Source organism: Microcystis sp. BLCC-F209 (genome assembly GCF_041928595.1).
Classification (GTDB): domain Bacteria; phylum Cyanobacteriota; class Cyanobacteriia; order Cyanobacteriales; family Microcystaceae; genus Microcystis.
Map to the genome: position 1 here is coordinate 1 of NZ_JBHFLL010000160.1, position 2,898 is coordinate 2,898.

The following is a 2,898-nucleotide window of genomic DNA, read 5'->3' on the forward strand; positions in this document are numbered from 1 at the left end:
CAGCTTTGGTGGGTAAAATGTATTCTAAGATACATTTCTCAAGAGCGAGGGGGTGGAACGAACCACAAAGACACAAAGGACACAAAGATCGATCGATCCTATGTCAATTAAACTTATCACACAGAACCTAGAAGAGCCAAAAGTCAGTTAGAATGGGTCAATGACCAGTCCCTTGCTCGATTGCCATAAATCTAAATAAGCAAAAAATAAACATGAGCAATTATGACAAAATTAAGTCCAAAAGTTACCGCAATTATTCGTTCTGGTGAACAACAAGGATATGTAGGTGAATGCGTGGAAATTTCGATTGTCACCCAGGGAAATACCTTAGATGAGGTGGTTAATAATCTCCAAGAAGCTATTTTATTGCATTTAGAGGGAGAAGACCCCAGGAAGTTCGGCCTAGTTGCCAAACCTTCTCTACAGATTATATTTGAGTTACAGCCAGAATATGCCTAAGCTGAAACAACTATCCGGCAAAGACATTATGCTGTTCTTAATTTAAATTGCTTGTTGAGACGAGGCAAGAGGCAACCCCCCTCCGACATTGGGGTAGGGTTGATTCATGAATCAACCCTACTATTAATCAACCCGTAAGGATTCAGGTGACTCAAATGCAGTCACAGAGCGGCTTCTAAAATCTCAGAACTCGCTAAACTAACAGTTTCATTCTCAATAAGCACGAAAATTAAGGCTTTTAGCGTTTCTTAATGAGAATGAGGATTTGGACATAATTCGCCTAAATGCTTACACAGCATGGGTTTGACTGCTTTTTGTATGACCTGAATCCTTACATCAACCCTACTATGAATCAACCCTACCGACATCGGGGGGGTTTAAGGATAGGCGGTTAAAATGCGTCTTAGCTGATCAAAAAATCGGGCTAAAATAGAAAAAACTCACCCTCAGCGACCACGGCGATGGCAGAAGAAACGGCGAAAATCAAGCTTTATCGGAAAACCTATCAACTTCCCCAACTAAATCGCCCCGATTTATTGGTTTTGCAGGATCAGATTCAAGAAAGACAGCAACTGATGAAAACCGGAAAACGGGTTCGCAATACATGGTTAGGATTGAGGAAAAAAGAAGAACCCCTCAATTTCGAGGAAACTTTTCAAGAATTGGAAAGATTAGTCAAGGACTATAACCAGTTAATCGGATTTCTCACCGACCATAAGGATGAATACCGGCGGTTTTTCCAGTCACTGACCGAGGAAATCAAGGAGGCAGTGGCGGTTAAATGCCAGAAATTGGCAGAAACAGAGCGAAAACGCCAATCTTTGGAGAATAGCATCGGCTCGGCCGACCTGCGAGATACCCTGAGACTACAGAAACAGCAGATTTTCCGCGCCGTGATTCTTGTTGGTCGCGCCAGCTTGCTTATGCTCAAGAAAATCGACCTAATCAGCGAAAGTATCCAGAAATTAGCTGAAGATCAGGATACACAAAAACAGGTTTTCTCGAAAATGATCGGCGAGTTGAACGGGTACAAACAAGTGTATCAGTTGCAGCTGGAGTTAGATAGTCTGGAACAAGAAGCGATCGAAATGGCCAAAGTAGCCATTAATCTAGAACAATACCTAAAACCAATTATCGGACAGTTTCAAGGCTTGATCGATCGAGTAGTGACCATTGACGGGGAACTTTCCCGCAGTGTCAGCGAAGTGGAATCCCTCGTCCAGAACATTCTCAGTTCCGAATCGGCGGCATCTTTCCGCAAAAACGATAATCTATCGGCTAGTTTGCTCAATTTCCTCGTCACCAGCGAGGAAAAGCGCGGCCGTTTAGCGATCGCATTAGAGCGAGCCGAGCGGGAAGGATGGCAATGGACAGACGTGGAAATCCCCGACGAGGAAATCGAACTCGAAACCGCCATTCAACGCATAAACAATCATGTAATCGAGAGAGTCGGGAATTTTATCACCTCCGTCGTCGGTGATTCTCCTATTCCTCAAACTTCATTTACCGAAAACCTACCCAACGGAGTCACACTGGAGATGGTGATCTTACCAGCAGGTGAATTTCTCATGGGATCTCCTGACAGTGATTCTGATGCTCAAAGTAGAGAAAAGCCTCAACACCAAGTTCAAGTCAACAGTTTTGCGATTGGGAAATATCCAGTGACTCAGGCACAATATGAAGCAGTAATGGGAACAAATCCCTCTCGGTTTAAAAATAATCGGCAAAATCCAGTAGAAAATGTTAGTTGGAATGACGCTCAAGCCTTTTGTCAAAAATTGAGTCAAATAACAGGAAAAACCTATCGCCTACCGACAGAAGCGGAATGGGAATATGCCTGTCGTGCGGGGACAACCACTCGCTATTATTTCGGTGATGATGCTAATCAGTTAGGAGATTACGCTTGGCATAAAGGAAATTCTGGGGGTAAAACTCATCCTGTGGGTCAGAAAAAGCCCAATGCTTGGGGACTCTATGACATGAGTGGCAATGTTTGGGAGTGGTGCGAAGACAATTGGCATAGTACCTATGAGAATGCACCAAAGGATGGCAGGGCTTGGATAAAAAATGGTAATGATAATCGTTCTCTATTGCGGGGCGGTTCTTGGTACGACGCTCCAAATTACTGCCGTTCCGCTTTCCGCAGCGGCGACTACCGCCGCGACAACGGCGACTTCAGCGGTTTTCGGGTGGTGTGCGGTGCTGGGAGGACTCTGTAACCCTTTTTACCCTTTTTACCCTTTTTCTCTTTTTCTCTTTTTCCCGCCTAGCGGCGGGTCGATTTTTTTTTGAGAAAATTGGTTCTTCGGTTTGTGTTATGTAATGGACGGGGGTTATAAGAGATGGAACCCTTATAGAGAAAGACATTGGACGATTTTTGTCAATTGTTTTTGATCTAGAGCGAGCTAATCAGTTAAATCTTTTGCCAGATAAGGATTT

At 43.9% G+C, this 2,898-nt stretch carries 2 protein-coding genes; both read left to right on the top strand.

From position 1 onward, the window contains the following. The first annotated feature begins 222 nt into the window (after positions 1-222). Positions 223-459: a type II toxin-antitoxin system HicB family antitoxin gene (locus ACE1AQ_RS09770; protein ID WP_008203246.1), complete on the top strand. Its 237-nt coding sequence runs from the start codon at positions 223-225 to the stop codon at positions 457-459. 461 nt (positions 460-920) lie between these two features. Continuing rightward, the gene (locus ACE1AQ_RS09775) at positions 921-2,678 is read left to right on the top strand and encodes a formylglycine-generating enzyme family protein (RefSeq protein ID WP_110545744.1); all 1,758 of its coding nucleotides are present in this window, start codon (positions 921-923) and stop codon (positions 2,676-2,678) included. Positions 2,679-2,898 lie beyond the last annotated feature (220 nt).